Source organism: Paenibacillus sp. FSL H7-0326, from assembly GCF_001955535.1.
GTDB lineage: Bacteria > Bacillota > Bacilli > Paenibacillales > Paenibacillaceae > Paenibacillus > Paenibacillus shunpengii.
Genome location: NZ_MPVN01000003.1, coordinates 178,030 through 201,849 on the forward strand (window position 1 = coordinate 178,030; position 23,820 = coordinate 201,849).

Annotated in this window: 28 protein-coding genes and 1 pseudogene; 27 read left to right on the forward strand and 2 right to left on the reverse strand. The window is 42.7% G+C overall.

The annotated features are described in order from the left end of the window. Window positions 1-192: 192 nt before the first annotated feature. From BK126_RS30250 to BK126_RS16830, 22 genes are all read left to right on the forward strand, one after another. Entirely contained in the window at window positions 193-318 is a 126-nt protein-coding gene (locus BK126_RS30250) for a DUF3977 family protein (protein ID WP_143042109.1), read from the forward strand. 57 nt (window positions 319-375) lie between these two features. Continuing rightward, window positions 376-1,374, forward strand: coding sequence for a phosphotransferase enzyme family protein (locus tag BK126_RS16735; protein WP_076313701.1), 999 nt, complete (start codon window positions 376-378; stop codon window positions 1,372-1,374). Between the two features lie 152 nt (window positions 1,375-1,526). Then, window positions 1,527-2,375, forward strand: coding sequence for an MBL fold metallo-hydrolase (locus BK126_RS16740; RefSeq protein WP_076313702.1), 849 nt, complete (start codon window positions 1,527-1,529; stop codon window positions 2,373-2,375). A gap of 327 nt (window positions 2,376-2,702) precedes the next feature. Beyond that, window positions 2,703-2,921: a hypothetical protein gene (locus tag BK126_RS29135; RefSeq protein WP_143042101.1), complete on the forward strand. Its 219-nt coding sequence runs from the start codon at window positions 2,703-2,705 to the stop codon at window positions 2,919-2,921. A gap of 3 nt (window positions 2,922-2,924) precedes the next feature. Continuing rightward, window positions 2,925-3,401 carry an NUDIX hydrolase gene (locus BK126_RS16750; protein ID WP_076313704.1) on the forward strand — a complete coding sequence of 159 codons (477 nt, stop codon included), beginning with the start codon at window positions 2,925-2,927 and terminating at the stop codon, window positions 3,399-3,401. A gap of 78 nt (window positions 3,402-3,479) precedes the next feature. Then, a complete protein-coding gene (locus tag BK126_RS16755; RefSeq protein WP_083655935.1) occupies window positions 3,480-3,980 on the forward strand; it encodes a P-loop NTPase family protein in 501 nt (166 codons plus the stop codon). A 255-nt stretch (window positions 3,981-4,235) separates the two neighbouring features. Then, window positions 4,236-4,718, forward strand: a complete 483-nt coding sequence (locus tag BK126_RS16760; RefSeq protein WP_076313705.1) for a GNAT family N-acetyltransferase — start codon at window positions 4,236-4,238, stop codon at window positions 4,716-4,718. 32 nt (window positions 4,719-4,750) lie between these two features. After that, the gene (locus tag BK126_RS16765) at window positions 4,751-5,236 is read left to right on the forward strand and encodes a hypothetical protein (RefSeq protein ID WP_143757741.1); all 486 of its coding nucleotides are present in this window, start codon (window positions 4,751-4,753) and stop codon (window positions 5,234-5,236) included. An 18-nt stretch (window positions 5,237-5,254) separates the two neighbouring features. Further along, window positions 5,255-5,638 carry a DUF6508 domain-containing protein gene (locus BK126_RS16770; RefSeq protein WP_076313707.1) on the forward strand — a complete coding sequence of 128 codons (384 nt, stop codon included), beginning with the start codon at window positions 5,255-5,257 and terminating at the stop codon, window positions 5,636-5,638. 156 nt (window positions 5,639-5,794) lie between these two features. Further along, window positions 5,795-6,376 carry an AAA family ATPase gene (locus BK126_RS16775; protein WP_076313708.1) on the forward strand — a complete coding sequence of 194 codons (582 nt, stop codon included), beginning with the start codon at window positions 5,795-5,797 and terminating at the stop codon, window positions 6,374-6,376. A gap of 51 nt (window positions 6,377-6,427) precedes the next feature. Next, a complete protein-coding gene (locus BK126_RS16780) occupies window positions 6,428-7,282 on the forward strand; it encodes an arylamine N-acetyltransferase (protein ID WP_076313709.1) in 855 nt (284 codons plus the stop codon). Between the two features lie 2 nt (window positions 7,283-7,284). Next, the gene (locus BK126_RS29640; RefSeq protein ID WP_218639255.1) at window positions 7,285-7,518 is read left to right on the forward strand and encodes a GNAT family N-acetyltransferase; all 234 of its coding nucleotides are present in this window, start codon (window positions 7,285-7,287) and stop codon (window positions 7,516-7,518) included. Between the two features lie 19 nt (window positions 7,519-7,537). Next, the gene (locus tag BK126_RS16785) at window positions 7,538-7,870 is read left to right on the forward strand and encodes a GNAT family N-acetyltransferase (RefSeq protein WP_368665072.1); all 333 of its coding nucleotides are present in this window, start codon (window positions 7,538-7,540) and stop codon (window positions 7,868-7,870) included. Between the two features lie 39 nt (window positions 7,871-7,909). After that, the gene (locus tag BK126_RS16790; protein ID WP_076313710.1) at window positions 7,910-8,437 is read left to right on the forward strand and encodes an ATP-binding protein; all 528 of its coding nucleotides are present in this window, start codon (window positions 7,910-7,912) and stop codon (window positions 8,435-8,437) included. 19 nt (window positions 8,438-8,456) lie between these two features. After that, on the forward strand, window positions 8,457-8,918 hold the full coding sequence (locus tag BK126_RS16795; RefSeq protein ID WP_076313711.1) for a DUF402 domain-containing protein: 462 nt from the start codon (window positions 8,457-8,459) through the stop codon (window positions 8,916-8,918). Beyond that, window positions 8,915-9,940, forward strand: coding sequence for a phosphotransferase (locus tag BK126_RS16800; protein WP_076313712.1), 1,026 nt, complete (start codon window positions 8,915-8,917; stop codon window positions 9,938-9,940). The genes BK126_RS16795 and BK126_RS16800 overlap by 4 nt, the downstream gene beginning before the upstream one ends. A gap of 21 nt (window positions 9,941-9,961) precedes the next feature. Further along, window positions 9,962-10,627 (forward strand): HAD family hydrolase, encoded by a 666-nt coding sequence (locus BK126_RS16805; protein ID WP_076313713.1) that lies wholly within the window; start codon window positions 9,962-9,964, stop codon window positions 10,625-10,627. A gap of 2 nt (window positions 10,628-10,629) precedes the next feature. Beyond that, window positions 10,630-11,157 carry a GNAT family N-acetyltransferase gene (locus BK126_RS16810; protein ID WP_076313714.1) on the forward strand — a complete coding sequence of 176 codons (528 nt, stop codon included), beginning with the start codon at window positions 10,630-10,632 and terminating at the stop codon, window positions 11,155-11,157. Window positions 11,158-11,259: 102 nt separating this feature from the next. Continuing rightward, on the forward strand, window positions 11,260-11,967 hold the full coding sequence (locus BK126_RS16815; protein WP_076313715.1) for a Type 1 glutamine amidotransferase-like domain-containing protein: 708 nt from the start codon (window positions 11,260-11,262) through the stop codon (window positions 11,965-11,967). A 148-nt stretch (window positions 11,968-12,115) separates the two neighbouring features. Then, complete coding sequence (locus BK126_RS16820) at window positions 12,116-12,970, forward strand: SPFH domain-containing protein (RefSeq protein ID WP_076313716.1); 855 nt, start codon at window positions 12,116-12,118, stop codon at window positions 12,968-12,970. An 18-nt stretch (window positions 12,971-12,988) separates the two neighbouring features. After that, window positions 12,989-13,174 (forward strand): type II toxin-antitoxin system antitoxin, encoded by a 186-nt coding sequence (locus tag BK126_RS16825; protein WP_047910399.1) that lies wholly within the window; start codon window positions 12,989-12,991, stop codon window positions 13,172-13,174. A gap of 265 nt (window positions 13,175-13,439) precedes the next feature. Next, on the forward strand, window positions 13,440-13,862 hold the full coding sequence (locus BK126_RS16830; RefSeq protein ID WP_076313717.1) for a cupredoxin domain-containing protein: 423 nt from the start codon (window positions 13,440-13,442) through the stop codon (window positions 13,860-13,862). A gap of 97 nt (window positions 13,863-13,959) precedes the next feature. Here BK126_RS16830 and BK126_RS16835 read toward each other — a convergent pair whose 3' ends face one another. After that, window positions 13,960-15,192 (reverse strand): nitrate/nitrite transporter, encoded by a 1,233-nt coding sequence (locus BK126_RS16835; RefSeq protein ID WP_076313718.1) that lies wholly within the window; start codon window positions 15,190-15,192, stop codon window positions 13,960-13,962. Window positions 15,193-15,651: 459 nt separating this feature from the next. Between BK126_RS16835 and nirB the strand changes: the two genes are divergently transcribed. Beyond that, on the forward strand, window positions 15,652-17,673 hold the full coding sequence (gene nirB / locus BK126_RS16840) for a nitrite reductase large subunit NirB (RefSeq protein ID WP_076313719.1): 2,022 nt from the start codon (window positions 15,652-15,654) through the stop codon (window positions 17,671-17,673). 66 nt (window positions 17,674-17,739) lie between these two features. Then, window positions 17,740-19,873 (forward strand): annotated as a pseudogene (gene nasC / locus BK126_RS16845) (assimilatory nitrate reductase catalytic subunit NasC). Between the two features lie 476 nt (window positions 19,874-20,349). Here nasC and BK126_RS16855 read toward each other — a convergent pair. Continuing rightward, the gene (locus BK126_RS16855; protein WP_076313721.1) at window positions 20,350-21,375 is read right to left on the reverse strand and encodes a glycine-rich domain-containing protein; all 1,026 of its coding nucleotides are present in this window, start codon (window positions 21,373-21,375) and stop codon (window positions 20,350-20,352) included. Between the two features lie 154 nt (window positions 21,376-21,529). Between BK126_RS16855 and BK126_RS16860 the strand changes: the two genes are divergently transcribed. Genes BK126_RS16860 through rbsD form a run of 3 tightly spaced genes read left to right on the forward strand, consistent with a single transcriptional unit; the run spans window position 21,530 to window position 23,798 of the window. After that, entirely contained in the window at window positions 21,530-22,519 is a 990-nt protein-coding gene (locus tag BK126_RS16860; protein WP_076313722.1) for a LacI family DNA-binding transcriptional regulator, read from the forward strand. Continuing rightward, entirely contained in the window at window positions 22,516-23,403 is an 888-nt protein-coding gene (gene rbsK, locus BK126_RS16865; RefSeq protein WP_076313723.1) for a ribokinase, read from the forward strand. Before BK126_RS16860 ends, rbsK begins: the two co-directional genes overlap by 4 nt. Beyond that, a complete protein-coding gene (rbsD, locus tag BK126_RS16870; protein ID WP_076313724.1) occupies window positions 23,403-23,798 on the forward strand; it encodes a D-ribose pyranase in 396 nt (131 codons plus the stop codon). The genes rbsK and rbsD overlap by 1 nt, the downstream gene beginning before the upstream one ends. The last annotated feature ends 22 nt before the right edge of the window (window positions 23,799-23,820 follow it).

Here is a 23,820-nt window from a genome sequence, read left to right on the forward strand (position 1 = left end):
CGCGAAGGAGTGATTTTCCAGTGACACCATATCCTCTAAAAAATCCTGTGAAATGTATGTGTTATTACCTTCTTTTTTCTTCATCAATATCCCCCTGTTCATTTGTTATTCAAGATTCATTATCCAGAATAACAAATGGAGCGTACCATATATTAACAAGAAATAAAAGACAATTTTTACTAATATAATTCAATCGGCAATCGATGGTTCATCCGAACCGAATTAGAGCATGAGGATGGATCGGAAAGTGAGATCAAGGGCTTTACGAGACCATTCAAGCTGAAATCGGTATATATTACCAGTAAAAATATGGTATGATTCTTTCGAGTCAGGTAGCAATACATAATGTATCAATGAGACGGAGGATCATAAGATATGACGACAGTAACTTATAACCACTCAGTAGTTTCCTCAAATTCGTTACTAATTCTGGTGAATGAGTTGTATTCGATTGGGGAAGTGAAGGAGTGTCGTTTTCTTGTAAACGGATTAAATGATACATATTTAGTCAAAACTCTCGCAGAACAATATGTTCTGAGGATTTACAAAGCCCATTGGCGTACCAAAGCAGATATTTTGTTCGAGGTGGAGCTTCTGAATGATTTGAAAACAAAGGGAATATCCGTCTCTTCCCCGGTACCAACAAAAAATAACGAATATTTGTATGATTTACAGGCGCCAGAAGGTTTGCGTTACATGGTGCTATTTACATACGCAGACGGTGAGTATTCTGAAGCAGAGGATAAAAGTGAATGGTTTGGTGAAGAGGTAGCTCGAATGCATCTTGCTATGAATGATTTTAAAAGTGAACATACCAGATTTGAGATTGATCTGAATCATCTATTGGATGAACCGTTGCAGAATATACGTCCTTTTTTATCGCATAGACCTGAGGACTTCGATTACTTGCAAACGTTATCCGTCGAACTACGAAGTCGAATTGAAGAATTATCACATGATCTTGAGTGGGGTGTATGTCATGGCGATCTCCATGGAGGAAATGTACATTTTCATGAAGATACGCTGACGCAGTTTGACTTTGATTGCTGTGGATATGGATACCGATCGTATGACGTTTCGGTGTATCTTTGGAACAAAGTGATGCATAAAGATAAGGATGCTTTTGAGAACAAGAATTGGACATTATTTATTAACTCCTATCAAAGGATCAAACCCCTGTCGAGTACGGAACTCAGCGCTATTCCTTTATTCGTAGCGATCAGAGATATTTGGCTAATGGGTCTTCATACAGGCAATGCACCGATATGGGGAGCTTGGCAAAATGATCATTATTTTAATGAACATATTAAGTTCTTACGGAATTGGTGTGAAGCTCAAGGAATTGTCGTACAAAATCAAGCCATTAGCGGCTAGTAGAGAATGTGATAAATTTGTAGCCAGCGGTATTTAATATGAAAAGTGAGGTGCTTCCATTGGTAACGAAATAAAATGAGAGAATCTAAATGTGAAATAGCATGTGAATTTTCTCTTGTTAGGTTTAGAATCAATCGAAGAGGAGAATGGACATGCTGAATAAATTAAGTGAATCCATCTATTATCTATCTAATCAAAATGATAAAGAAAGACCAACATTGGGGTTAATTTGTGGAGAAAAGTATAGCCTCGTGGTCGATGGTGGGAGCTCCGCTGTACATGCTAGACAATTTTTGAAGGAAATCGAACATTTAGATGTACCGCCTATCAAATACTTGGTTATCACTCATGCCCATTGGGATCATTTCTTAGGGATGAATGAATTCAATACGACGGTTATTGTGAATAGCTTAACCCATCAAAAAATGGATGTTTGGCGAAAGTATTCCTATGATGATCGTTCACTCCAAGAGTATGTAGAGTCTAATAAAATAACTTCGCAGTGTATGGAAATAATTCAGCAAGAAATACCGGAGAGAGATCAATTTAAATTAAGCTCTCCCGATTTAGTGTTCGAAGAATCTCTAACTGTTGATCTGGGGAATAAGGTCTGTATTCTTGAACGGATTAGAAGTACGCACACGGATGATTCTACAATCGTTTATGTCCCCGATGATAAGACTATTTTTCTAGGTGATAGTGTGTATGGGACGACTACGGATGCTATATTTCATTATAAAGCCTCTCAATTACTACCTATGATCGAAGATATCCAAAAGTATGATGCAAATCATTTTCTGCTCGGCCATGAATCCATTTGTGATCTGGATGAGATGAACGTATTCTGGAATCAACTCACCTCGTGCAATAGAGCTGTGAAATCCATATCATTGGATCATGCGATTGAGTGTTTTGAACAAAATAATCTTAGAAGTCCTCAGGGTGACGAGCTTTTCTTCCTGAAAGCCTTTGTAAATGATCAAATATTGATATCGAAATAAAAGAAGTTGGCAGCCACCAGCCTTGGATAAGAAATATCTAGGGCTGGTGGTTATGAATCTACATTAAATACCATCATAAGTCAGAGGCAGAACAAATATCATTTTAGGCTTAGAGGAGATTTGAATGTCAAATATCATATTTATAGGTCCCATTAGTACAGGGAAATCAACAATTGCTGAATTAGGGAGAAATATAAATATTGGAAACCGTTTGAAGCTCACTTGGTGGTCAGGGTCCTTGAGGAATACAGAGATCATATTATTGATTTTGGAGCAGGTCATTCTGTCTATGAAGACCCAGAGTTATTTGGGAAAGTGGAGAAAGCAATGTTAAATGAACCTTTTGTCTTCTTGTTAATTCCTTCACAGAATCGTGAGAAGTCAGCGCTAATTCTATGTGAACGGTCGGGGCTTGATTTCAACCGACATTTTGTTGACCATGAATCGAATTATAAGCTGGCCAAGCAAATCGTATATACCGAAGATCGAGAACCGGAAGAAACGATGAAAGAGATTTTAAATCAAATTTTGAATGAAAAGAGGTAGTGTATGATCACATTTGAGCAAAACAACATTAAATTTAATTTTAGGGTTGCTGGTATCGCTGTTCATCAAAATAGAATACTTTTACATACGACTCTCACAGATGACTTCTGGAATTTACCTGGTGGCAGGGTAGAATTTAACGAATCTACAGATCAGACGATTAGTAGAGAAATGGAAGAAGAGCTGGGTATCAAAGTTAAAATCAAAGGACTGTTATTTGTTAACGAGGACTTTTTTGAGTATGATGGCAAATTGTTTCATGAGATTGGCTTCTATTATTTGATTGATTTTCCTGAGGGACATGAAATTACAGAGATTCAGGATCAATTCATAGGCATTGAAGAAGGCGGGAAATTAATATTTCAATGGTTTACTATCGATCAATTGGAGCAGTTGAATGTATATCCTCGAATTTTGAAGAGCCAGTTATTGAAGTTAAAAGAAAAGAATGAAATTCAACATATAATAAATCGACAATAGCAGGAAGATATTATTGAATACTAAGAAATATCGAAGAGAGATCCGTGGTGCGTTATGTGAAAAGAAAATATTCAGGAGGTGATTATCATTCGAATTCATATCATTGGTGGTGCAGGAAGCGGTAAGTCTCATATTGCTAATCTTTTGCAAAAGGAGTTAAATATACGACACTACGATCTGGATGATATCTTTTGGGATAATTCTAGTGAACATTATGGGGTTAAGACTCCAGAGGATGTTAGGAGAAGGAAGCTTGAAAGAGTACTACAGTTCGATCAGTGGATACTTGAAGGAGTCTACATTAAATGGGTTGAACCAAGCTTATCTACTGCAGACAAAATATTCGTATTAAAGCCTTCCTTAGAATTGCAAGAAAGGAGGATCTGGGATCGATATTACAAACGATTAGCGGGTGAACTGCCAAGTAAAAAGAAGGAAACGAAGGAAGGGATATATAAACTAATTGACTGGAATAGAAATTACAATGATACAAAGTTATCGCAATTTATACAGGAGTTTTCTTATAAAGAGAAGTTAATCGTCCTTGAGAACAATATGGATATATATAAGTATTTATAATTAGGATGAGAAAAAATGGCTCTCAGGATACATATTCAAATCCAGTCTGAACTATTTGTAGTCAGGGGTGGTTAAACAGGAGTGAACGTGTGATGTGTGAGGCATCAGCAAATAATCGACTAGAGAGAATTAGGGGGCTTGCTCACGAAACGATTGAAGCCATGGCTAGCGAGCGGTAATCCGATTCCAACAATTTGACTGCCCCTTGAGTTTTCATAAGTCTTGGTAGCCATTAAGTGAAAAGGAGTGAATGGTATGTATGTTCATCGAAGTTTGGAAGAACAGGATCTTGAGATCATCAGTTCATTTCCACAAACTGAAAAAGAATTAAAATATGTAAGTCCCAAATTCACGTATCCACTAACCCCCTCGCAAATACTTCAAATATCTGAGGATCGGTTAGAGCTAACGGTAGTACTGGATCAAAGAACTAGCGAAGTGGTTGGCTATGCCAATATTTATAGAGATAATTCGGACGAAAACATTTGCTGGCTGGGTAACGTTATTGTCTCGCCTATTTATAGAGGTCAAGGAGCAGCTCCGTATTTAATTGAAGTCATGCTGAGCAAGGCTAAATACAACTTGGGGTATCATACGGTACGATTAGCATGTCACAGCACGAACTCGAGAGGTTTAGCTTTTTACACCAAGCAAGGCTTCAAACCGTTCGATATTAAATTAATGAACTTTGGAAATGAGAGATTGATAACGATACATATGCACAAAGAGCTTATTTGAAATTTTATAAAACGGAGAAAGAAAGGATAAACATGAAAATTAAAAACATTGTTATCATCATTTCTGTTTTATTAAATCTAGGCTTGATTGCTTACATTTATTCAAGGTCGGATCATTTGGAGGATGTCTATTCTGGCATGTCCTTCAATCTTCAGCATGAATTAATTCAGTTAGAGGACTCAATTGGTTACCAAATAGAGAAGGATTGGTCAGAAGCGGACACCGTAATTGAAAAAATAGAGGATATCAATGAGGATATTGATACGTTAATGGATACCGGTAAAGCATTGGCCTTGATCTCAGAAGAGCAGGAAGAAGATTTGTGGAATCTTTCCCGTTATTTTTCACAGTTTCCGACGTATTCCGGATATCCTAATACAGATTTAACTGCTAGTGATATGAATGAACTTGTAGAACTCAGAAATAATCTTAGGTCAGTCGGATGGGGTATGCAAGTAGGGTACTCTGGAGATTGGGACAGCTTCTCAGCAAAAATAAATGAATTGATCCGGCTATAATGAAAGGGATATGATCATATGCCATACGATGCCGTAATAACGAGTAAAGAAATAAATATATTGGTAGAGTATCTTCCTTATTTTGAAGACCCAGACTCTATTTTTTTCACTGAGAAAAATGGGTATCTGCTTGAAAGCGAAGAAGTGTTAAGGTTCCGCAAAGAATTGGATCGTACCGGATTTCTCATGGTTTTTGATTGGACAGCGTGGATCAGTGAACATGAGATTTATAGAAATGTGGAACACGATATTCAAGACCACATTATGAAGTTAGATATGGAAGCCCTTAGAAAATTAATGACCAGCTACATCCGTGGTGATCGATTCAATGAAGGGTTGTTTATACATGCCATAATTAAAGGACATATCACGCATATACTGCGTAGAATCAAAGAACTTTAAGAAAAAATGTTTCATAAGACCGATAGACGAGTTTGATTCGGTTATCATGCTCGGATGTTGAGATTAAAGACATAATCAGATTTGAGATTCTAGCATTTAAAGAGAGTTTTTTCTGTAATAAAATGGATATAAGAGAGAAAAGGGAGGAGGCATATTGTGAGCAGGTTAGTTATTATCACCGTAGGTAAGACACATAGTGGAAAAACGACGTTTGCCCGAGCTTTGGAGCAAGAGCTCCATCCCTCACTCGTCATCGATCAGGATAATCATGCAGCATTTATCAATACATACTATAGAAGCTTGCTGCCTGAACATGGACCTAACCATATTAAATTCGCGCTCACTCAAACCATTGTAGATTATGCGGTAGAGCAGACAGACTATCATCTCATTTTATGCAATTCAAATCGGAGCTATAAGAGTCGTTTAGATTTGCTATCCAGATTTCATAAAGGTGGATTTATCAGCGTCATTGTTCATTTAGATCCTCCGGATCATGTCCTTGAGGAGCGAGTTGCTCGTAGTCAGCGGGATACAGCGATATTTAGAAGTGCATCCTCTTTTAAAGAGGTCCTTCACCGACAGCAAGCTGAGACAGAGAATACTGACGTGGTATTACCATCCGAAGGAGAAGCAAATTATTTGTTTCATGTAACTCATCCTGATGAAATTCCTGAAACCATTCATGGCATTATACAAATTACTAAGCGTGCTGGTCAGGACTCGGAATGTCAGTAGCATGATCCATCAAATAATTAAGAGAGATAAGCTCAGTTACAGGGGGCCGGTATGGAGAAATTAAGCGATCAAGTGACCCGTTATTTATCAATTCTCAATGTCCCTTTACAGAAACCGTCCTATATATATCTAGCACAGATATGTCAGGCGCATTTGAATACGTTCCCTTTTGAAAATGTAAGCAAATTGCTCTATTATCATCAAAATAAAGATAGGAATATCGACATTCCGAACATTTCACAGTTCACTGGCCATAATAATGACTATAACTTCGGAGGAACCTGCTATACATTAAATAGCAATTTATTGATTTTATTAAGAGAGTTAGGATTCCGCTGCCACCATATCATGCTGGGCAAAGAGCATATCGGCATCATCGTGGATGTTGATCATCAGCGCTATTATGTAGATGTTGGTGCTGCCGCTCCATTTTTCAAACCGATACCTTTTGAGTCTGGATTCCATAGTAAAGCATATTTTGGTAAGGATGAAGTATATTTATTACCAGTGGATCCGAGCATGAATGAATTTAAATATGTTCGTTATACAAATGGGAAACAAAGTGGGAAGGAATGGTACTTTAATTCAGCTCAAGTAGTAACAATCCATGATTTTCGTGAGGTGATAGAAAAATCATATCTGCGTGCCGCCCCATTCATGTCCATATTTAGATGTCAATTATATCAATTGGATCAGATGAGAAGTGTCTCTATAGTGAACAATAAATTTAGCATTCATTACAGTAATGGAGAAACCGAAGTTAAATACTTAAGTTCTTCACAACAACTAATACAAGTAGTAGTAGAGGAATTTCGGCTGCCCAAGCTGCCAGTACAAGACGCCATTGAAGTATTAAATGCGTTGAAAATTAACATCTTTGCAGATCAGAGAAGTGGAGGGAACTGAACGTGAACGTCGATCAGTTATTCGAAACTGAACCGGAGTTTGAAACGAGTAAGCTGTTATTAAGAAAAATAACAATGGATGATACAGAGGCTTACTATGAGCTGGCATCTGATCCAGCTGTTGCTACGTATACCTTGTGGGACAAGCATCAATCGATTACAGATTCTAGGGCATTTATTAGTCGTTTAATCCAAAAATATAGCGAGAAAGAAGCAATATCACTGGGGCATTATTGATAAAGCCAAAAATAAGCTGATCGGCAGAACAGGATTTATTCAGTGGAATTTGGAACACGAGAGAACTGAGATTGGATTTGCCCTTTCGCGTCTGTATTGGAATCAAGGTATAATTACGGAAGCGACCCGTCTGATCATCGAGTATGGCTTTACGCACTTGGGCTTTAATCGTATTGAGGGTAGATGCAGTTATAATAATGCGGGTTCCGCGCGTGCGATGGAGAAGCTGGGTATGAAATGGGAAGGGATACTAAGAGGTCAGCTGAAAATGAAGGGCGAGTTCGTGGATCAAAGAATGTATGCCATTTTAAGGGATGATTTTGATAGCGTTAACAATAGTTCTACATTATGAGCTCTCAAATTCTGATATCAACAACAGGAGGAAATAACAATGATCGTTATGATCAATGGGGCATTTGGGGCAGGAAAGACGACGCAAGCAGAGAATTTAGCCAAGCTTATTCCTAACAGTATGATCGTTGATCCGGAGCTATCTGGTTATTTGCTGAGAAAGTTAATACCTGATTCGATGAGACAGGAGCACGAGCGAAGCGGGGATTTTCAAGATTTGGACTTGTGGAGAGTGCTTGTCGTGGAAGTCGCTAAGATGGTTAAGCTCAAATATAACAGGAACCTGATTGTTCCAATGACGCTGTATAAACCATACAATTTTAATTACATTAAGGATGCGTTTGAGAAGCTGGATAAAGTATACCATTTCACTCTAATGGCTTCTAAGGCTTCGATCCATGAGAGGCTGACCATTCGAGGGGATACCGTAGGGGGATGGCAGTTTCAGCAGACCGAAAAATGCTTGAGTGCTCTTCAAGCCAGTGTATTCTCAGAACATATTGATTCCGAAAAACTCAATGCAGATGAAATCACGCAGTACATACTGAAGCAAATTGAATTACAATGAATTGTTAGGAGGGGTTAGATTGAAACCACTCACTGTCATTTCCCGATTAGGTGAGTTTCAAGGATATGGAACAAGCGAGGTTGCATTCTTTGACCGCTATGATGAGCTATCCCGTAAAGTTATTCGCCATTATATTCTTATCCTTGAAGGAGTCAAAATAATGCATGAACCATGGGGATGGGCAAACGAATGGTATGTTGATTTGATAGATATTAAATTGAATGACGCTGAGATGGTACTAACAGATTTATACATAGATATAGTTGTAGAAGGCAATGGACCGACTTATAGATTAATCGACCTAGAAGAATATGCAGATGCGGTTAGCCAAGGTCTAATCGATATGAAGGATATGAACAAACACTTGACTCAAGTTCAAATGTTTCTTGAAAATTATCTTCATAGAGGAAAAGTGTTCCCGCCAAAACAGATTGAAGAGCTTTGCAAAGTAAATATGGGTGAAGAGGACAACTGCCGATGATTGATTCAAAGGATTTTGTACAAATTCAGGAATTATGCACCAGATTAAAGCTGGGCATAGTTGCAGGAACACCAGAGCAGGTTACTGGTGGATTGCTGCACAAGATGTATTCAATTGTTACTGACCGCGGAACATATGCCATCAAGATGTTAAATCCAGAAATAATGCAGAGGCCCACAGCACTTCAGAATTACAAAAATGCCGAACGTATTGCTAGAATGGCTGCAATGAATCAAATATCTGCATTGCCGGCGATCTCAGTCGATGACGAGTCTATTCATCTGGTTGGATCTAACTTTTATCTCATATTTAAATGGATTGAAGGTGGAAGCTTGAGCCTAGATCAAATACGACTGACTCATTGTGAGATCGTTGGGGATTTGCTGGCAAGGATTCATGCTGTTGATTTTGCGGTTATAGGTGTTGTTGATCATGCTTCACACGAAGCTGCCATTATTAATTGGAACTATTATTTAGACAAAGGAAGGATCGCTAACGCGGTTTGGGCTAACCTGTTAGAAGAAAATATGGATCTACTGTATGAGTCGAATGCTCAAGCAGTGGCTTCAGTTAAGGTATTAAGTACAGTGGATCGGATTATAAGCCATCGAGATTTAGATCCAAAGAATATAATGTGGCATGACGATCTACCTGTAATTATTGATTGGGAAGCAGCGGGTTACATAAATCAATGGCAGGATATGACGGAGACATTACTCTATTGGTGTGTAGATACACAGGGACGAATGATTCCTGAAAAATTTACAGCGTTCATGAGAGGATACAAGAAGCAGCCGGTTTCAATAGAGATAGACTGGCGGGCTGTGCTGTATAATGGATTGATAGGGAAGCTGGATTGGCTGGAGTATAACTTAAAAAGATCTTTGTATATGGAATGCAGGGATGCACAGGAACAACAGCTAGGAGAGGAGCAGGTTCTATTAACGCTCAAAGGAATCCAGAACTTTATCGAATTCATTCCTTCCTTTGAGGAAGTGTTGAAACATGAGTTTAATACATGAGTGTAAAAAAGGAGAATAGAGATGCCATACACTAACCTATTGTTTGACCTGGACGGCACATTGACTGATCCGAAGCTGGGAATTACGAAGTCGGTTCAACATGCGCTGGGTAAAATGAATATTTCTGTTGCCAGCTTGGAAGAGCTGAACAAATTCATAGGGCCGCCGCTGCGCGTTTCCTTCAAAGATTTTTATCAATTTGATGAGGCACAGATTGAAGCTGCTGTTGATTATTATCGAGAATATTTTAGTGTTACCGGACTCTTCGAGAATGCTGTATTTCCTGGAGTTAGAGAGATGCTCGAACGTTTAAGCTGCGACCCACAGATGCGGTTGTTTATTGCGACTTCCAAGCCGGAAGTATATGCGAAGCAAATATTGGAGCATTACGAGCTCAGCACCTATTTTGAATACATATGCGGAAGCGAGCTGGACGGAGCACGATCTGCCAAAGCTGAAATTATCGGATATCTCATGGAGAATTACAATTTGGATCCAGATCAAACGGTAATGATTGGTGATCGTAAACATGACATTATCGGTGCTCACCATCAACATATTGCCTCCATTGCTGTGGGATTTGGATACGGAAGCGAGGAAGAGTTGACCTCTGAGCAGCCCACCCACTATGTAAAAAGTGTGGAGGAATTAAGCGATTTCTTATCTTTAAATCACCATGGAGGATGATCATGATTACTTATCGCGAACTTACCCCTGCGGATGTACATCAATTGAAGGAGATTGATCGCTCCGAGCATATTGAGCTCATATACGAAATGGACAATGATCAGCTAGTTGAGATCAAGACGGATCACGAGTGTCCGAACTGGGACGACGAATTGCTGCGTGAAATGGAGGAAAGGTTCATCTACGAGCTTGAAAAAGGCGGAATGGCCGTTGGTGCATTTGCAGGCGATATCTTGGTCGGATTCGGAGTGCTTGCCCACAAGCCTAGAGGCGTTCGACAGGATCAACTACAAGTGGATCTTATGTATGTGTCGAGACAATACAGGAGACAAGGCATTGGGACTCAGCTGTTGGATCGGCTCTCAGAAGAGGCCAGGTCCAGGGGTGCTGCCGCTCTGTACATCTCGTCAACGGAGACCAGGTCAGCCGTTTCTTTTTATCAGAGTAATGGAAGTCATTTATCTAAAGAAATCGATGAAGAGCTGTTTAACAAGGAACCAAAGGATATTCATATGAAGATTAAGCTTTAAATGATAGAGCAGAGAAGTACTTAATAAAATGACGTAATCTAACATGAGTGGGACGTTTTCTAACATTTACGGACGACAACATAATGAATAAGAGGTGAGTGGATGAAACAAATTATTGCGATGGGCGGAGGCGGTTTTTCAATGGAACCGGACAACCTACTGCTGGATAAGTACATATTAGAGCAGGCAGGAACAGCTTCACCAAAAGTATGTTTTATCCCTACGGCCAGCGGAGATGCTGATAACTATGTCGAGCGTTTCTATCATGCGTTTAGCACATTGAATTGTACACCTGTTCATCTTTCTCTCTTTCGGCCTAATTTTCAAGACTTGGAGAGTTATGTGCTTGATCAAGATATTGTCTATGTTGGTGGGGGAAGCACTCGTAATATGCTCGTCCTCTGGAAGGAGTGGGGGCTGGATCGAATTCTTCATTCTGCTTATGAAAAAGGAGTTATTCTCGCAGGGCTTAGTGCAGGATCTATTTGCTGGTTTGAAGACGGACTCACCGATCCGTTAAATGCTTCGGTATATAAGCTCAATGGCTTAGGCCTCTTAGAAGGGAGCCACTGCCCGCATTATGACGGTGAGGTCAATAGAAGGCCTGGCTACCACAAGCTCATTTCGGAAGGAGCGATGAAGCCAGGGTATGGTGTGGATGACGGGGCTGCGCTGCATTTTGCAGATGATGTGTTATTAAGAACAGTCAGCTCTAGAATTGGTGCCAAGTCCCACTATGTGTCCATTAACGACCAGCAAGAAGTGGATGAGCAAGCCCTGAATGTCGTATTTCTGGGGGAACGAGTATAACATAGGGAGTCCATCCATGAGATGGGCTTTTTTTTATGCTCATTTGTTTAACAATGTATTAATTTATAAAGTTACGTTTACAATTAAAGTAAAAAGTGATATCATAAATATATCAAAACAATATTGTAGAGAGATGCGGTGATGTTTATTGTTCCAGGAGAAAAAAGTATTTCGTGTAAATGGCTTTGTAGGTCTGCTTGTTGTTGCTGTGCTCCTTGCTGCCGGAGTCTATGCCTTTACCACAGATGAAACAGGCGGTTATGTTGCAGGCTCCATTCTTGCTGTCGTTGCTGTCTTGCTGGCTACGGGGATGACGGTTGTTCAGCCGAATCAAGCGATGGTGCTTACATTTTTCGGTAAGTATATGGGGGTTATCCGCGACAGTGGGTTTTATATGACCATTCCGCTCTCGGCACAGAAGAAGGTATCGCTTCGTGTCCGTAACTTCAACAGCTCGATGCTCAAAGTAAATGATGTGGAAGGGAATCCGATTGAGATTGAAGCTGTGGTTGTCTTCTCCGTCGTGGATTCCGCGAAGGCGTTGTTTGAGGTTGATGATTATGAATCCTTCGTTGAAATTCAGAGCGAGACCGCACTGCGCCATGTGGCCAGTAAATATGCATATGATAATCTTGACGGGGCTGGATTCTCTCTGCGAAGCAATGCGGAGGAGATCGCCATGGAGCTCACGAATGAGCTGCAGGCTCGTCTGGAAATTGCAGGAGTTAACGTGCGTGAATCCCGCTTGACACATCTGGCGTACTCTACAGAGATTGCAAGCGCGATGCTGCAAAGACAACAGGCGTCTGCTATTATCTCCGCTCGGGAGAAAATTGTAGAAGGTGCGGTCACGATGGTACAGCTTGCAATTGAACGGCTTGAGAAAGAAGGAGCTGTTGAACTTGACGAGGAACGCAAAGCTGCGATGATTAATAATCTGCTTGTTGCTGTCGTTTCTGATCGTTCTGCCCAGCCGGTCATTAACACCAGCTCACTTTATTAATGAGAGGCATCCGCATTAATGGCAGGTAAGAAGAAGAGCTTCCCTCTCCGCCTCGACCAGGCTACGTATGAGGCTTTGGAGCGCTGGGCAGCTGATGAATTCCGAAGCGTAAATGGTCATATTGAGTTTCTGTTAAGAGAAGCTCTAAGAGATGCGGGGAGACTACCCGGCCCCAAGCGGATTACTGACAATAACGAAGAGTGATAAGAGCATCACATCAAGATTTAACATCAGTTAGGTTAAGTCTTGACATTAACGTATATAATATGGAATAGGAAGAAGAGGAGCTGTCTTTAGATGACGCTGCTCTTTTCCTCATTTCAAGACTTCATTCACATAATGTTTATATTTTTGACAAAAGAATGTAATGAAATAGCTACAAAGGGTCATATAGTTCATTGAAAAGATGGTTTATGCTAAAGATATAAATATATTACTTTAGATATTTCTCGAGGGGACTTGTTTAGTTATGAATAAAAAGTTAGTAAAATGGTGGCCATTCCTGGCACTGGGACTTGCGGGCGTACTTGTTATAGGTGGTTTAATCTTATTCTTCCAAGGTAACAGCATGGTTCCATCTGCACTGGATAGAGGCCAGACCGTGCAAGAAGAAGAGGATCTAAGCAATTATGAGATCGTAACCGTCGAAATTAATGATAAGGGCTTCTCTCCTAGTCACATCGAAGTGAAGCAAGGTGTACCAACGAAGATTAACTTTAAGAAAGTGACGAACCTTACTCATATTACCAGCCTTGTCTCAGAGGATATTGATATGCTTCAATATTTGCAGAAAGGCGACAATTATTATACCGTGGATACAACACTCGAGCCGGGGACTTATAACTTTAATTGCGGAATGTATATGACCTTTGGCACCCTGACGGTTAAATAACAAGATAGCAAGAAGCAGTATCTTATCGTTTATGATAAAATACTGCTTCTTTTTTGCAGCTTATTGATCGTTTTGGTTGTGGTACATGTTTTATAATTTATGCATTGAGTTCAGCAGCGAAGGCAGCGGACTTCTTGCCCTGCTTCTGCAGCCATGTTTTTCTCCATTGCAGACTCATGGCAATGACCAGAATACAAGCAGCTGCAGCGACGACGCTTAGAATCAAGAATCCAGGGGTGTAGCTTCCAACCGATTTGTATAGGTTTCCGAGGAGAAGCGGCAGCGCATACCCACCTAATCCTCCGGCCGCACCGACAATTCCTGTCATGAGACCAATCTCAGCGCCGAACCGAAGCGGAACGAGCTGAAACACCGAACCGTTACCGGCACCAAGGCACATCATGCCGATGAACAAGAGCACAACGACGACTGGGAGTGGAGGCAGGAATGAAACACCTACCAGCATGAGAGCAGCTCCTGCATAGAGGAATGTTAGAATACGTGTTCCTCCGAAGCGGTCAGAGAGCATGCCTCCGACTGGACGGAAGAAGCTGCCCGCAATAATACAGAATGTTGCAATATCGGCTGCCTGTACAGCAGATAGGCCATATTGCGTATTGAAGAAGATCGTTAAGTAATTGGATAGACCGACAAATCCACCGAAGGTAACACAATAAAATAAACAGAGAATCAGTGCGTCTTTTTGTTTTAAGACATGGGCATATTGCGCAAAGGTCTTAGGAGCAGGGCGATTCGGGCTGTTCTTGGCAAAGATCGTAAAGAGGATAAAGACGATGATGATAGGAATCATAGCGAGTCCGAATACGACTTCCCAGCTTCCGAAATGTGTAGCAAGTCGGTTGGCAAATAGAGTAGCAAGTACGGTTCCACTATTACCTGCTCCGGCAATTCCCATGGCCAGACCTTGGTGCTCTTTTGGATACCACTGGCTTGCCAGTGGTAGTGCTGCAGCAAAGGAAGCGCCAGCTACGCCAAGGAGCAGTGCAACAACATACAGCTGATCGAGTGAGCTGACCCATTGCCAGCCGAGAATTAAAGGAATCAAGGTGACGATCATCCCGATCTGCGCAGTAAGCTTGGGACCAATGTGGTCGGTCAGATACCCGAAGAGCAGTCGAAGTATGGAGCCGCTTAATACCGGAAGTGCAACCAGATTTGCTTTTTGGGCTGCATCCATCGGGTAATCTCCTGCAATGACAACACTAAGCGGACCAATCAAGCCCCAGATCATAAAACTGATGTCGAAATAGAAAAATGCACCGAAGAGTGTGGGGTTATGCCCGCTTTTCCAGAAACTTTTTTTCTCCATCCTAATCTCTCCCTTTTATCTTTAAATAGATCAGATCCATCATGAAGAGGGATCTCAACTGCATCAAAAATAGCCGCAATTCGCCCCTTACTTAAAGGGTTCGAGCTGCGGCCTCATTGCCGTGACATATGATTCACTTCATTGTGAATCGCTATGTATTTTGTTTGGATGACTGTACACTGAATTATAGAAATTGATTTTCGATATGTCAAGATACTTAACGCAATTTATTGAAAAAAATGAAAGTAATCGTATGAAAGCATTTTGTGTTAAAAATATTGACATAGAATCGGGTATCCTATATTCTCTTATATATAAGTTCAGCACAACGGAGTGCTGTTTCGTGAGGCAGCGCAGCCCCTTTTTCTTATTTTGAAAAAGGGGCTTTTTTGTTCTTTTTTACTCATATAAAGATCGTGGTTTCTCTACAGAGATAGGCATGGGATGGAGGAATACTAGATGAAGAAGCAGTTGGTTGTCGTTGGAAACGGAATGGCCGGCATGAAATGTATAGAGGAGATTATTCAACTGAATCGTGGACTTTATGAAATAACGGTAATTGGCGCAGAGCCGAGGCCGAACTATAATCGGATCGAATTGTCCAAAGTGCTTCAGGGCGGAACTTCATTTGAAGATATTATTATTCATGACTGGACCTGGTACGAACAGAACGGGATCAAACTTTACACGGGAGAGAAGGTCACACGGATTCATCGGAAGAAAAAAAGGATAGAAACTTCCTCTGGAATGAAGCTGTCTTATGATGATCTTCTGATTGCGACAGGTTCATCAGCCTTTATACCACCGATCCCGGGAAGTGATCAGGAAGGTGTTATTGCTTTTCGAAGCATGGATGATTGTCTTCTTATGATGGATTATGCCAAGAAGTTTAAGAAAGCCATTGTTATTGGCGGAGGGCTGCTGGGACTGGAAGCTGCAAGAGGACTGCTGAACCTAGGGATGGAGACCGAAGTGATACACAATGCAGCGTACTTGATGAATAGACAGCTGGATCCGATGTCTGCAGGACTGCTGCAGACGGAGCTGGAAGCGCAAGGAATGAAATTCCGACTTGGTCAGCAAACGGTGCAAATCATTGGAGACGGCCGGGCTAAGGGAATTCGGCTTGCCAATGGAAACAAGCTGATGGCGGATCTGATTGTTTTTGCCGTGGGAATCAGCCCTAATGTAGACATTGGGAGAGACAGCGGACTTGCCGTGAGTCGCGGGATTATTGTTGATGATTACATGCAGACAAGTGATAAGTATATCTATGCGGTCGGAGAATGTGCCGAGCATCAGGGAATCTGTTATGGACTGGTTGCACCTCTGTACGATCAGGCGAGAGTTCTGGCACGTAAGCTGTGCCATATGGAAACCGAAGCATATCAAGGCTCAATTCCCTATTCCAAGCTGAAGGTGTCCGGTGTCGAGCTATTCTCTGTTGGGGAGATTGGACCGGATATCGGTATAGCAGTTCAGGAGTATGACCGGCTGCAGTTCAAATATAAAAAAGTGACGATGCGTGACGGTAAGCTTGCTGGTGCTATTTTATATGGAGATACAACCGAATCCCAGACCATGCTAGGATATATCAAACGTCAAGCAGACGCCACTGAGCTTGCGGCAATGAAGCCTGCATCAGCTGGTGAGAACCGGATGGAAGCTCTTGTTGCTGCGATGCCGGGAGGCGAGACGGTATGTGCCTGCAACCAAGTGTCCAAATCAGCGATTGTGAAGGTAATGGAGAAGGATGGTCTTACGACTGCGGATGAAGTGAAGCAGAAGACGAAGGCATCCGGATCATGCGGCGGGTGCAGGCCCATGCTGGAGGCGCTGGTGAAGGTAACGCTGTCAGGTGCTTCGATGCCAGCCAGCGGTGCGGAGCAGGAATCTGTAACAGATCACAGCATCTGCTCCTGCATGTCTACCGGGCACGAGGAGCTGATACATCTCATTCGTACGACAGGTGTTAAATCGTCAGCAGAAGTACGAGAGTTACTTGATTTAACTGCAGATCAAGAAGAGGGGTGCCGGACCTGTGAAGAAACGATTGCATACTACATACAGCGAAACCGATCGCAAGGAGCTAAGCATCGCTCATTACCGATAGATACATTTGATGAATTTATAAGCTGGTGCGCTGAGCAGCAGGTTCCAGCTTCAATCTATGCTGCTGCCTCAGAGGAAGCTGAGTCCGTGTTCGGGATCTTGCTGCATGATATTGCTATTCAAGCGTGCCCCGCTGGATACGAAATCTACGTAGGAGGTCATGCAAGGCATCCTGTAACAGAGGGACAGCTCTTAAGTATCACTGACACGAGAGAAGGGGCAATACGTGCTGCTCAATACACTGTGGAGCTCTACAGCACCGAGGGCTGGTTCAACGAGAAAACGTGGGAATGGGTGGAGCGCACAGGGATTGGGAGCATTCGAGAACGCGTTATGGAGCTGGAGTATAAGCTGCTGGAATTTGCTTGAACGATATAGATGTGGTGATAAAAAGGAGTGGAACTCAGCATGAAAATAGCAGGCTCTTCAGAAGTGATGAATCATAATCAAGAAGCTGCTTCAGTACTGCCCGGTGCAATTCATCATGCAACAACCCAATGCCCATTCTGCAGTGTGCAGTGCAAAGCGGAGGTTACGATAGAATCCCGTGAGGATGTCTCTAAATCGACAACCCGCGTATTTCAGTACGTAACAGAATCCAAAGGAACGCTGAACAAAGCTTCCGAAGGAAGAATATGCGTCAAGGGCATGAATGCGCACCAGCATACGACAAGTGCCAGACGAATTACGTCTCCGTTAATCAAAAAGGATGGGGAACTGACGGAAGCTACCTGGGAGGAAGCGATTCAGTACATTGCAGGCAAGATAACAGTCGCTGCCAAGCAATGCTGTCGGCGTATACGGCGGCGGATCACTGACCAATGAGACAGCCTACATGCTCGGGAAATTTGCGCGGATTGGCATCGGCACTAAATACATCGACTACAATGGACGGTTTTGTATGTCTGCTGCTGCATCAGCGGGTGCTAAGGTATTTGGAATGGACCGTGGTTTAACCTTCCCATTATCGGATATTGAGGATGCAAAATGTATCATACTCGCCGGTACCAATATTGCAGAGTGTCAGCCTACACTTATGCCGTACTTTACTAGAGCTCAAGAAAAAGGTGCGGTGATTATTGTGATTGATCCGCGCAGAACATCGACAGCTGCTATGGCTGATCTTCATCTCGCTGTTCGTCCGGGAATGGATATGCTGCTTGCTGATGGAATGCTGAAATGGCTAAGGGAGCAGGGGCTCTTGGATGAAGCGTTTATTGCAAATAGAACAAACGGCTATGAACAATTGACGGCATATCTTGATAAGCTGGATTGGAGGTATATTACGGATAATACCGGTGTATCTGAGGAGAATTTGAAGCTTGCTGCTGATATGTTCGGTAAGGCGAAGACAGGTATGGTACTAACGGCGAGAGGCGTGGAGCAGCAGACAGATGGACATCTCGCGGTCAGGCATTTTATTAATTTGCTGCTAGCGACAGGGAAGATCGGCCGACAAGGCTGCGGGTACGGAGCGATCACAGGACAAGGGAATGGTCAGGGAGGCAGAGAGCATGGTCAAAAGGCTGATCAGCTCCCTGGATATCGCTCCATTGAGGATGAGCAGGACCGTAAATACATCGCTTCTGTGTGGGGCGTTGAACCTGATGAAATTCCTAGAAAGGGAGTATCAGCTTACGAAATGATGGAGCTCGTTCATACAGGGGCAATTGAAGCGCTGTTTGTGATGGGCTCGAATCCCATTGTTTCGAATCCTAACGCTACACTCGTCGAAGAAGCACTGGAGAAGGTTCCTTTCTTGGCGGTGGCAGATATGTTCCTATCCGAAACGGCACGCTTAGCGGATGTTGTTCTTCCCGTAAGCTCATATATAGAGAACACGGGTACGCTCACGAATCTGGAAGGGCGGGTACTCCTGCGTGAAGCGGTGACGCCGCCGCCCGGGAATTGCAGGCATGATTGGGAGATTCTTCGGGAGCTTGCAGCAGCTCTTGGTAAAGGCAAATACTTTGACTATACCTCGGCAGAGGAAATATTCAATGAGCTTCGAATCGCCAGTAAGGGTGGTATTGCCGATTATTATGGCATCACTTATGATCGTCTGCGGAGGGAAGAAGGAGTGTACTGGCCTTGTCCTGCGGAAGACGAAGAGGGAGCCGGCAGAATTTTTGAAGAGCGATTTGCGCACGCTGATGGCAGAGCTGTATTTACAGCAGAAGAAAGTGAAATGGTTAAGGAAAGATTGTCCAAGGAATATCCTCTTATGCTGACGAATGGCCGGGTACTGTCTCATTATCTGACAGGAGTACAGACAAGACTGAGTCCAGGACTTGCTTCGCGTCAGGTCGAAAACTTCGTCGAGATTCATCCCGATACGGCACGTCACTATATGATTAAGGAACAGAGCTGGGTAAGAATCACCTCTCGATACGGAGAGTTCCAGGTTCGGTGCCGTTTCAATGAGCAGATCCGAAAGGATACCTTATTTGTACCAATGCACTGGGGAGGGGTCCAAAATGTGAATCGAGCCACACGCGGCGAGCTGGACCCTTTTTGTAAAATGCCGGGATTTAAAACGACAGCGGTGCGAATCGAAATGAGCTATTAACACGAATGTGAATCATCTTGATTAGTATGGTTCTATAACGAAGCTCATTTATAAAAATATCAAAGGCTCCTTCCAGCATTCCGCTGAGAGGAGCCTTTGATTCTAGAGAACAGATTTAATGGAGTAAAGCTCTATTTAATGGTTAATCACTTTTTCAGCTAAATGTATGTCGCTTTTTTTTACGAAGATTTCATACTGTGCGGAGAATCCGCCCAAACTGACTCCAGAGGAGCCGGTATCTGTTATTTGTGTCCTATAATCAACCTGATGGCTGTTTAGCTTATAAATGATTTTCTGGAAGTGTTCTTGATTGTGTGACATGTAGATACTAATTGTGTATCGAGAAAAGATCCTTCGCCAGAGAACAAAGAGTAACTTATCTAGATTTCCAATCATCTCACCACTCCTATATACATTCACATAGATGCCTATATCAGAATAAAGAAATGTGTATCTGCAGAATTCAGCTGCAGAATTCAGCTGCTGCATCCGCCGCCACAGGAAGAACCTCCGCACGATGAACCTCCATCCGATGTATCACTTGGTGAAGAGTCAGAAGCATTTGAATCGGACCGTTCATGTTCATTCGAGTGGAAGCCGGAACATCCGCCGCCACCGCTGGTATCTTGCGCTTTACGAAGCTCTTCCTCAGAAGGTGGAGCCTCCTCGAATAAGTAAGAAGTAGACGTAGATATGAGCAGGATAGAGAGGATAGGGTCCATCGCTGCATTGCTTCGTAACACATTCGGTGAAGTCTTCTGTTGGTTTTTTACAGACAACGTATCTTGTCTTAACAAATCATCCAATTGCAGGTGAGCTTCTCTGATCTGATGGCTAAGTGTAAGCAGCAGCTCCTCCTGAAGCTGCTTCACATCGAGATCATTTGTTACCCTAAGTCTTGCGGTTATCACTTCATCGTTCGGATCATGCTCTATTCTCCTGAGGATCCCTTCCTCTATAGGCTGCTTGAAGAAAGGTCTGGATAATTGCTCGTTCTCTGGAAAGATTATAAAGAGACGACTGTATAGGAGATCGTACCAGGCTCTCTCACTGATACGTTCAGCTTCGCTTGGCTGTACACTATGCGGCTGATGGTGGATGAAATCACCGGTGAATTTTCGGCAAAAGTCCTCATAGTCTCGTGTAAACATCAGCATTTCATGCCAAATGACGTCCGTATCATTACTGTACATCGGCACATTTTTGAGTACAGCGCAGAGAATAAAGTATCGCTTAAGTTCAAGCAGCATCCAGTTATATTTCTCGGCTGTATAACGATGCTTGGACATGACTCGGTCTCTCACCTGATTCATATATGTATCGTTTAATGCATCCTCAAGACGAGCAGCCAATCTGTTCAGTGAATGGACAGATGACATGATTCCTAGTTGCTCGGGAAGGTTATGCGAGTAGATAAATTCAGGTGCTTCAATTCTCTTCTTCGGATTAGGCTTGTGCTCATTTGTACCAAATAGGGAAGTGATCTTTTTAAATAATCCCATGGCGTTGTACCTCCTATCCATAAACTTAAAGCTTACTTCCATCTTACCATGAAATAATAAGACAGAATATAGGTGTTCATTTTGAGCTTGCAACATGTGAGTAACTATGTTATCTTATACCTGTAACCGGTTACACATAGTCGAGGTGACAGAGATGGCAACAATTAAAGATGTAGCGCGTCAAGCAGGCGTATCGGTGGCCACGGTGTCCCGGGTACTCAATAGCGCAGGATATGTTCATGAGGATACACGCAAGAAAGTAGAGGATGCCATCCTGGCATTGAATTATTCACCGAATGAAGTTGCGAGATCTTTATATAAACGTAAGTCGAAGCTGATCGGACTGCTTATTCCTGATATCACGAATCCTTACTTCCCTCAGATCGCAAGAGGTGTGGAGGATGAAATGCGGGAGAATGATTACCGTATTATTATTGGAAACAGTGATGAGAATGAACAGAAAGAGCTGGAATACTTGCAAACGTTTACTCAAAATAATGTGGTCGGCGTGATCACGCTGACAAATAATCCGGATACGAATACGTACGCTTCCTTTAGCCTGCCTGTTGTATTCCTAGACCGGACATCTCATGATAAACCTTCGGTTTATGCAGATGGATGGCAGGGAGGCAGACTTGCCGCGGAAGCGATTATAGCCGGGGGCAGCAGAGAAGTTACGGTGATGCAGGGTCCTGCTCATGTCAAACCGGCTCAGGATCGATACCAAGGAGCATTAGATGCTCTCAAAGAAGCGGGAATGGATTATCATGTAATCCAGACTTCTAGCTTTTCATTTCATAACGTAGATAGACTGGCTACGAATCTGTTTGATACTTATCCTTCTACGGACGGCATTATTGCAAGTAATGATCTGGCAGCGATTGCAGTGATTCATGAAGCCGTAAGACGAGGCAGAAGAGTTCCAGAGGATGTGCAGATCGTCGGATTTGATGATATTCCGATCAGCGGATTGTTATCACCGGCACTGTCAACCATTAGACAACCTGCATATGAGATGGGAAGAGCAGCAGCCCGGCTGTTGATAAATTTAATCGATAACAAACATAATATGGAGGCCTACATTCAGTTTCCAGTTGAGTATATTGAACGGAATACAACCCGAAAGGTGGCGCGAAATAAATGAGTAAAAAAGCAAAAGTAACGGTCATTGGCAGTTCCTCCATGGACCTTGTCGTGACGTCTAGTAAACGCCCTGGTGCAGGAGAAACGGTGCTTGGAGAATCCTTCAAGACGGTGCCGGGGGGCAAAGGAGCGAACCAGGCAGTCGCTGCAGCCAGACTCGGTGCTGAGGTTACGATGATCGGGCGTGTGGGTGATGACCATTACGGCAAGATCATCTTGGACAATTTTAAACAAAACGGAGTCATTGTCGACTATGTGGAACCGGTTACAGATATGGAAAGTGGTACGGCTCATATTATCTTGGCAGAAGGTGACAACAGCATCGTTTTTGTGAAAGCAGCGAACGATGAGGTGACACCGGCTTATGTAGAGCAGACCGTAGAAGTGATCAAGAATTCGGATATCGTGCTGATTCAACAGGAGATTCCAGAGGAAACAGTGGAGCATGTTGCAGCACTGTGCAGTGAGCTTGGCGTGCCGCTCATGTTAAATCCGGCACCTGCCCGGCCTGTGAGCGATGAACTCATTGAGAAGGCTGCCTATATTACACCGAATGAGCATGAAGCCAAGATCATCTTTGACGGAGCAAGCGTGCATGATTCCCTTCGTAAGTATCCGAACAAGCTGCTTGTTACCGAAGGGAAAAACGGAGTCCGCTTCTATGATGGAGCCGAAGAGATTCTGGTTCCAAGTTATGCTGTGGAAGCAGTCGATACAACCGGTGCAGGTGATACCTTCAATGCTGCCTTTGCCGTTGCACTGGCGGAAGGCAAATCACTGCAGGATAGTATTAAATTCGCCAACCGTGCGGCATCGCTGTCTGTCATGAAGTTCGGTGCACAAGGCGGAATGCCGACACGAGATGAAGTGGAGGCGAATCTGTAATGAAGAAGCAAGGAATAATTAATAGTCATATCACCAAGGTGCTTGCGGATTTAGGACACACGGATCAAATTGTGATAGCGGATATCGGACTTCCTGTGCCTGAAGGTGTTCATAAGATCGACCTTTCCATAAAGCTGGGCACACCCAGCTTCATGGAAGTAGTAGAGGCGATTGCTGAAGATATGGAGATCGAGAAGGTCATTCTGGCTGAAGAGATTAAATCGGAGAATGTGGAAGCGCTCCATTTTATACAAGAGAAGTTTATAAATCATTCGGTGGAATATCATTCGCACGAGCAGTTCAAGAAGCTAACACAAGACGCTAAGGTTATTATTCGCACAGGGGAAGCAAAGCCTTATGCTAATTGCATCTTACAGTCCGGTGTGTACTTCTGACAGATTCGGCATCAAGGAGGGA

Bases quoted from the DNA above. Each gene is read 5' to 3' on its own strand.
- BK126_RS16735 (WP_076313701.1), top strand. From the start codon at position 376: ATGACGACAGTAACTTATAACCACTCAGTAGTTTCCTCAAATTCGTTA.
- BK126_RS16740 (WP_076313702.1), top strand. From the start codon at position 1,527: ATGCTGAATAAATTAAGTGAATCCATCTATTATCTATCTAATCAAAAT.
- BK126_RS29135 (WP_143042101.1), top strand. From the start codon at position 2,703: ATGTTAAATGAACCTTTTGTCTTCTTGTTAATTCCTTCACAGAATCGT.
- BK126_RS16750 (WP_076313704.1), top strand. From the start codon at position 2,925: ATGATCACATTTGAGCAAAACAACATTAAATTTAATTTTAGGGTTGCT.
- BK126_RS16760 (WP_076313705.1), top strand. From the start codon at position 4,236: ATGTATGTTCATCGAAGTTTGGAAGAACAGGATCTTGAGATCATCAGT.
- BK126_RS16765 (WP_143757741.1), top strand. From the start codon at position 4,751: ATGAAAATTAAAAACATTGTTATCATCATTTCTGTTTTATTAAATCTA.
- BK126_RS16770 (WP_076313707.1), top strand. From the start codon at position 5,255: ATGCCATACGATGCCGTAATAACGAGTAAAGAAATAAATATATTGGTA.
- BK126_RS16780 (WP_076313709.1), top strand. From the start codon at position 6,428: ATGGAGAAATTAAGCGATCAAGTGACCCGTTATTTATCAATTCTCAAT.
- BK126_RS16790 (WP_076313710.1), top strand. From the start codon at position 7,910: ATGATCGTTATGATCAATGGGGCATTTGGGGCAGGAAAGACGACGCAA.
- BK126_RS16800 (WP_076313712.1), top strand. From the start codon at position 8,915: ATGATTGATTCAAAGGATTTTGTACAAATTCAGGAATTATGCACCAGA.
- BK126_RS16805 (WP_076313713.1), top strand. From the start codon at position 9,962: ATGCCATACACTAACCTATTGTTTGACCTGGACGGCACATTGACTGAT.
- BK126_RS16810 (WP_076313714.1), top strand. From the start codon at position 10,630: ATGATTACTTATCGCGAACTTACCCCTGCGGATGTACATCAATTGAAG.
- BK126_RS16815 (WP_076313715.1), top strand. From the start codon at position 11,260: ATGAAACAAATTATTGCGATGGGCGGAGGCGGTTTTTCAATGGAACCG.
- BK126_RS16825 (WP_047910399.1), top strand. From the start codon at position 12,989: ATGGCAGGTAAGAAGAAGAGCTTCCCTCTCCGCCTCGACCAGGCTACG.
- BK126_RS16830 (WP_076313717.1), top strand. From the start codon at position 13,440: ATGAATAAAAAGTTAGTAAAATGGTGGCCATTCCTGGCACTGGGACTT.
- BK126_RS16835 (WP_076313718.1), bottom strand. From the start codon at position 15,192: ATGGAGAAAAAAAGTTTCTGGAAAAGCGGGCATAACCCCACACTCTTC.
- nirB (WP_076313719.1), top strand. From the start codon at position 15,652: ATGAAGAAGCAGTTGGTTGTCGTTGGAAACGGAATGGCCGGCATGAAA.
- BK126_RS16855 (WP_076313721.1), bottom strand. From the start codon at position 21,375: ATGGGATTATTTAAAAAGATCACTTCCCTATTTGGTACAAATGAGCAC.
- BK126_RS16860 (WP_076313722.1), top strand. From the start codon at position 21,530: ATGGCAACAATTAAAGATGTAGCGCGTCAAGCAGGCGTATCGGTGGCC.
- rbsK (WP_076313723.1), top strand. From the start codon at position 22,516: ATGAGTAAAAAAGCAAAAGTAACGGTCATTGGCAGTTCCTCCATGGAC.
- rbsD (WP_076313724.1), top strand. From the start codon at position 23,403: ATGAAGAAGCAAGGAATAATTAATAGTCATATCACCAAGGTGCTTGCG.